5 protein-coding genes are annotated in these 5,971 nt (G+C 69.4%); 3 read left to right on the forward strand and 2 right to left on the reverse strand.

What is annotated here, in order from left to right:
- Together G7B67_RS12605 and G7B67_RS12610 are read right to left on the reverse strand one after the other, a co-directional pair.
- Window positions 1–1,610: efflux RND transporter permease subunit (locus G7B67_RS12605; RefSeq protein WP_166212959.1), on the reverse strand; the 1,610-nt coding region annotated here is incomplete at its 3' end.
- A 3-nt stretch (window positions 1,611–1,613) separates the two neighbouring features.
- Window positions 1,614–2,732 (reverse strand): efflux RND transporter periplasmic adaptor subunit, encoded by a 1,119-nt coding sequence (locus G7B67_RS12610; RefSeq protein WP_166212967.1) that lies wholly within the window; start codon window positions 2,730–2,732, stop codon window positions 1,614–1,616.
- Window positions 2,733–2,852: 120 nt separating this feature from the next.
- Between G7B67_RS12610 and G7B67_RS12615 the strand changes: the two genes are divergently transcribed.
- From G7B67_RS12615 to G7B67_RS12625, 3 genes are all read left to right on the forward strand, one after another.
- Window positions 2,853–3,503 carry a TetR/AcrR family transcriptional regulator gene (locus G7B67_RS12615; protein WP_166212961.1) on the forward strand — a complete coding sequence of 217 codons (651 nt, stop codon included), beginning with the start codon at window positions 2,853–2,855 and terminating at the stop codon, window positions 3,501–3,503.
- 145 nt (window positions 3,504–3,648) lie between these two features.
- Entirely contained in the window at window positions 3,649–4,308 is a 660-nt protein-coding gene (locus tag G7B67_RS12620; RefSeq protein WP_166212963.1) for a protein-L-isoaspartate O-methyltransferase family protein, read from the forward strand.
- A gap of 90 nt (window positions 4,309–4,398) precedes the next feature.
- Window positions 4,399–5,853, forward strand: coding sequence for a TolC family outer membrane protein (locus tag G7B67_RS12625; protein ID WP_166212965.1), 1,455 nt, complete (start codon window positions 4,399–4,401; stop codon window positions 5,851–5,853).
- Window positions 5,854–5,971 lie beyond the last annotated feature (118 nt).

Below are 5,971 nucleotides of genomic sequence, written 5' to 3' on the forward strand. Positions count from 1 at the left end.
GCCCGCCCGCCGGTCGCCTGCGCGCGTGTCGCGAACGCGTACTGCGGCCAGCGGTCGGCGAGCCGCTCGCGCCACGCGCGCAGGCGACCGGCGGGCGAGCGCGGCGACGGCGGCTGCGGATGCGCCAGGTCCGGCAGCATGCGATCGCCGAGATAAGGAATGAACAGCACCGCCGCGATCCAGGACACCACCAGCGCGATCGTCACCACCTGGAACAGCGAACGCGTGTATTCACCGGTGCTCGACGCCGCGGTCGCGATCGGCAGGAAGCCCGCCGCCGTCACCAGCGTGCCGGTGAGCATCGGGAAGGCGGTGGTTTCCCACGCAAAGCTCGCCGACTTCAACCGCGAGAAGCCCTGCTCCATCTTGATCGCCATCATCTCGACCGCGATGATCGCGTCGTCGACCAGCAGGCCCAGTGCCAGCACCAGCGCGCCCAGCGAGATCTTGTGCAGGCCGATGCCGAAGTAATGCATCACCGCGAAGGTCATCGCCAGCACCAGCGGGATGCTCACCGCGACCACCAGGCCGGTGCGGAAACCCAGCGAGAAGAAGCTCACCAGCAGCACGATCGCGACCGCTTCGGCGAGCACCCTGATGAACTCGCCGACCGATTCGCGCACCGCCTCGGGCTGGTCGCTGACCTTGCGCAGCTGCATGCCCGCCGGCAGCGTCTTCTGCAGCCGCGCGAACTCGCCATCGAGGCGATCGCCGAGGCTGAGGATGTCGCCGCCATCCTTCATCGCCACCGCAAGGCCGATCGCGTCGTGGCCCATGAAGCGCATCTTCGGCGCCGCCGGGTCGCTGAAGCCGCGATGCACCTGCGCCACGTCGGCGAGGCGGAACGTGCGGTCGCCGGCCCGGATCGGGAAATCGCGGATCGACTGCACCGAATCGAACGCGCCATCCACGCGCAGCTGCACGCGATCGCTGCCGGTTTCGAAGAAGCCCGCCGGCAACACCGCGTTCTGCTGCTCCAGCGCGTCCTTCACCGCCGACAGCGGGATGCCGAGCGTCGCCAGCCGCGTATTGCTGACTTCGATCCAGATCTTCTCGTCCTGCAAGCCGAGCAACTCGACCTTGCCGGCATCGGGCACGCGCTGGAGTTCGAGCTGGATGCGCTCGGCGTAATCCTTCAGCACCGCGTAGTCGAAGCCATCGCCGGTGAGCGCGTAGATGTTGCCGAAGGTGTCGCCGAACTCATCGTTGAAGAACGGGCCGACCACGCCCTCGGGCAAGGTCGGCCGGATGTCGCCGATCTTCTTGCGCACCTGGTACCAGAGGTCCGGGATCTCCTTCGACGCCATCGAGTCGCGCGCCATGAAGATCACCTGCGATTCGCCGGGACGCGAATAGGCACGGATGAACTCATACTCGCCGGTGGTCATGAGCTGCTTCTCGATGCGCTCGGTGACCTGGGTGGAGACTTCCTGCGCGGTCGCCCCCGGCCATACGGTGCGAATCACCATCGCCTTGAAGGTGAACGGCGGATCCTCGGACTGCCCCAACTGGCGGTACGACCACGCACCGACCAGTGCCAGCACCAGCATCGCGTAGACGACGAGGGCGCGGTTGCGCAGCGCCCATTCCGACAGGTTGAACCCGCGCACGACTCAGCGACCCGTCACGGCGCGCGTGGGTGCAGGCGCCTGCACCGGACGGTTGTCGCGATCCATCGGCGCGACCTGCTCGCCCGCATGCAGCAGGTGGCCGCCGGCGGCGACGATCCAGTCGTTCGCCGAGACGCCGGAAAGCACCGGGACGCCGTCGGAGCCGTAGGCACCCAGGCGGACCGGCACCAGCTTCAGGCGATGCGTCGCCACGTCCACGACCCAGAGCGCGCTGCCACCCATGGGCCCGGGCTGCACTGCCGACAACGGCACCAGCGGCGCCTGCGCATGCTCGCCCCGCAGGTAGACGCGTGCGCTTTGGCCGAGCTCCACCCGGGCGGCGTCGCCCTGCAGCGTCACGCGTGCGGCGTAGGTGCGCGCCTGCGAATCGGCGGCCGGGGCGATTTCCCGGATCACGCCGGGAATCCGCCGCCCGCCCGCGTTCCAGGGCTCGACCAGCGCCGGCTGGCCGACGTGGACCTGGTGGATTTCGGACTCGGGGATGGCGATGGCGACTTCGCGCGAACCGTCGCCGGCCAGGGTGAAGACCGGCTGCCCCGGCGCGACGACCTGCCCCGCCTCGGCAGCCCGGCTGGCGATCACGCCATCGCGCGGCGCCACCAGGCGGCTATAGCCGGCGGCGTTGCCGGCGACATCGCGCTGCGCCCGCAACGCGCGCACTTGCCCTGCGGCGGCTTTGTAAGCGGCGTCCTGTGCGTCCAGCGCCGAGCGACTCACGAGTTGCTGCTTCGCCAGCATCGCGTAGCGGGCGCGATCGGCAGCGGCCCGCGACAGCTCGGCTTCGGCCGCGGCCAGTTGCGCCTGGCTGGCCTGGACCTGCAGGCGCAGGTCGCCCGGATCCAGTTCGGCCAGCACCTGGCCGCGGTGGACGCGGGCGCCGACATCGACCAGGCGCCGTACCAGGTTGCCGCCGACCCGGAAGGCCAGCGGACTTTCCTGGCGGGCATGGATCTCGCCGGCGAAGGCTTCCGCGCCCAGGCCGCCAGCCGCCGTCGGGTGCACGACCAGCACCGGCCGCGGCGGATCCGCGGGCGCCCGGGCGCCGTCGCAACCGCCAAGCCCCAGCGTGCCCGCGATCGCGATCATGGCTGCGAACGCCATCCCGGCCGCCTGTTTTGCGCTGCGAAACGTTGCCATGCCATTGCTCCGGAGCCGGACGGCCAATTAATGAACCAATCGGTATGGTAAAAATATAAAACCGATTAGTCTAGTATTTACCAGATGAGCCGCTCGCCTGCCCGCAAGCCGTCGAAAGCCGCCGCCCCCGGTCGGCCCAAGGACCTGGAGAAAGGCGCGGCGATCCTGGAGGCCGCCAAGCGCCTGTTCACCACCCAGGGGTTCGACGGCACCAGCATGGACCAAGTCGCCGCGGCGGCCGGGGTCTCCAAGCTCACCGTGTACAGCCACTTCGGCGACAAGGAGAGCCTGTTCGCCGCGGGCGCCAAGGCCTATTGCGAGCAGCAGCTGCCGACGACGCTGTTCGAGCCGCATCCCGAGGTGCCGCTGCGCGAGCGCCTGCTGCAGGTGGCGCGGGCGTTCTTCGGCATGATCAGCTCGCCCGAGGCAGTCGCCGGCCACCGCATCCTGTGCACGCCACAGATGGCGCAGTCGCCGCTGCCGGCGATGTTCTGGGAGGCCGGGCCCAAGCGCGTGCAGGCGGCGTTTTCCGAGCTGCTGCGCGCGCGAATGGCGGCCGGCGAACTGCAGATCGACGACGTCCCGCGCGCGGCGGCGCAGTTCCTGGCCCTGCTCAAGGGCGAGCCGCATGCGCGGATGGTGTTCGGCTGCTGCGGCAGCGCCACGCGCGCGGAAATCGACGCCCACTTGGCCGCCACCGTCGACCTGTTCCTGCGCGCCTACGCACCACGATGAGCGACCGCCGCGCCACGACGGCGGTCCTCCTGACTTCTGGCACTGCGTATCGGTGTGCTAGCACACCATGCTATGCCGGCCCCGCGACCCGCGGCGTCGGACACAGCCGGTAAAATCGCCGGTTTCCCGCACTGGATCACTCCCGATGAGCACGATGGATTTCGCCAAGGCCCGCGAGAACATGGTCGAGCAGCAGGTGCGGCCCTGGGACGTGCTGGACATCCGCGTGCTCGATGCGTTGTCGCAGCTGCCGCGCGAGGACTTCGTGCCGCCTGCCTACCGCGCCCTGGCCTATGCCGACGTGCCGCTGCCGATCGGCCACGGGCAACTGATGCTCAAGCCGGTGGTCGAGGGCCGCATGCTGCAGGCGCTGGCCGTGCAGCCGACCGACGAGGTGCTGGAAATCGGTACCGGCAGTGGTTATGCCACCGCCTGCCTGGGCCGGCTGGCGCGCGACGTGGTCAGCATCGAGCTCCTGCCCGGCCTGGCCGAAGAGGCGCGTGCGCGACTCGAGGCGTTGGCGCTGGGGGGCAACGTCCGGATCGCAGTCGCCGACGCGTTGCAGTACCAGCCGGGGCGTCAGTTCGACCTGGTCTGCGTGTCGGCGGCGGTCGATACGATCCCGCGGCACTTCCTGTCGTTGCTGCGCCCGGGTGGGCGGATGTTCGTCGTGCGCGGGCGCGCGCCGGCGATGGCCGCGGTGCTGGTGCGCAACGATGCAGGCGGTCCGCGCATCGAAAGCCTGTTCGAAACCGAATTGCCGTACCTGGTCGGCGCCGAGCCGACGCCCGAGTTCCACCTTTAGTCGCGATCGGTGATTCCGATCCAGGCACCCGACCCGAAACGCTTCGCCCTTAACGCGCCACCCCGATCCGATCCAACCAAGGATTCCCGCATGCGCCGCACCCTCGCCCTCGCCCTTGCCGCCGCCATACTGCCGACCACGGTCGTGCACGCCGAGGACCTGCTGCAGACCTACCAGCTGGCGCGCACCGGGGACCCGCAGCTGGCGGCGGCCGAATCCAGCCGCCTGGCCACGCGCGAAGGCGCGGTGCAGGCGCGTGCATTGCTGCTGCCGCAGATCGACGGCACGGCGACCTACGACCATTCGCGCTCCACCGGACCGGGCACCCAGCCGGTGACCACGGTCGATCCCACCACCGGTCTTCCCACGTTCGAGACCGTCAGTGGCGATTCCGAGTCGACCAACAACAGCCGGCGACTGGGCGTCAACGTCAACCAGGTGCTGTTCGACTTCGGCCGCTTCAGCAGCGTGCGCAGTCAGAACGCGCTCAGCCATGCCGCCGATTTCCAGTTGCGATCGGCTGGCGATTCGCTGGTGACCCGGACCTCCCAGGCATACTTCAACGTGCTGGTCGCGATCGAGACGCTGACGGCGGCCGAGGCGTCGGAAACCGCGTTGAAGAAGCAGTTCGACTTCGCCAGCAAGCGGCTCGAAGTCGGCCTGGCGCCGATCACCGACGTGCATGAGGCGCGTGCCCAGTACGAAAGCGCACGTGCCAACACCATCGTGACCCGCAACGCGCTGGAGGATGCCTACCAGGCGCTGGCCGAGATCACCGGCACGCCGGTGCACCAGCTCAAGGGCCTGCCCGAGGACTTCCAGCCGGCGTTGCCGTCCGACCGCGATGCCGACGGCTGGGTCGCCTCGGCCATCGCCAACAATCCGGCGCTGCAGGCCAAACAGCTGCAGGTGCGTTCGTCGGAGATCAACGTCGACACGGCGCGGGCCGGGCACCTGCCCACGCTGTATTTCAGCGGCGGCTATGGCAAGTCGACGAGCTGGGGCGACAACAGCTTCTCCGGCGTGGGCACCAATGGAGCGCCGTTCACCAGCAACAATCCGTTCGAAAACGAGAGCAAGGGTCCCTCGTTCGGGCTCACCCTGAGCGTTCCGATCTTTTCCGGCGGCGCCACCCAGTCGCGCGTGCGCCAGGCCATCGCCCAGCGCGACGTGGCCAGCGACGAACTCGAGCAGCAGAAGCGCGCGCTGGTCCGCAATACGCGCAATGCCTACCGGACCGTTGTCGCGGGCATCAGCGAGGTCGAGGCACGGCGCCTGGCGCTGGTCTCGGCGCGCAGCGCGTATTCGGCTTCGCAGGTCGGCCTTGAAGTCGGCACCCGCACGGTGCTCGACGTGCTAAACAACCAGCAGACGCTGTTCAACGCCGAGCGCGAGTACGCGCTGGCGCGCTACAACTTCCTGCAGAGCCGGCTGCTGCTCGAGCAGGCGGCCGGCACGCTGGATGTCGCCGACGTCGAAGACATCAACCGGCTGCTGACGGCCGACGCCGAAGCGCAACTCGCGCCGGGCGACACCCAGGGCTGACCACCAGTCGGAACCGCCGTGCCGGCGCACCGCCGGCACGCGGCGGCGTCACCTCGGCGCCGCCGGCAGGTCCGAGTGGATCGCCGCCAGGGTGCGGCCCAGCGCGCCGCGCCCCTTG

Source organism: Cognatiluteimonas telluris (assembly GCF_011320095.1).
Lineage (GTDB): Bacteria > Pseudomonadota > Gammaproteobacteria > Xanthomonadales > Xanthomonadaceae > Cognatiluteimonas > Cognatiluteimonas telluris.

Excerpts from the sequence above, each read along its gene's own strand:
- G7B67_RS12610 (WP_166212967.1), bottom strand. The coding sequence starts at position 2,732 with ATGGCGTTCGCAGCCATGATCGCGATCGCGGGCACGCTGGGGCTTGGC.
- G7B67_RS12615 (WP_166212961.1), top strand. The coding sequence starts at position 2,853 with ATGAGCCGCTCGCCTGCCCGCAAGCCGTCGAAAGCCGCCGCCCCCGGT.
- G7B67_RS12620 (WP_166212963.1), top strand. The coding sequence starts at position 3,649 with ATGAGCACGATGGATTTCGCCAAGGCCCGCGAGAACATGGTCGAGCAG.
- G7B67_RS12625 (WP_166212965.1), top strand. The coding sequence starts at position 4,399 with ATGCGCCGCACCCTCGCCCTCGCCCTTGCCGCCGCCATACTGCCGACC.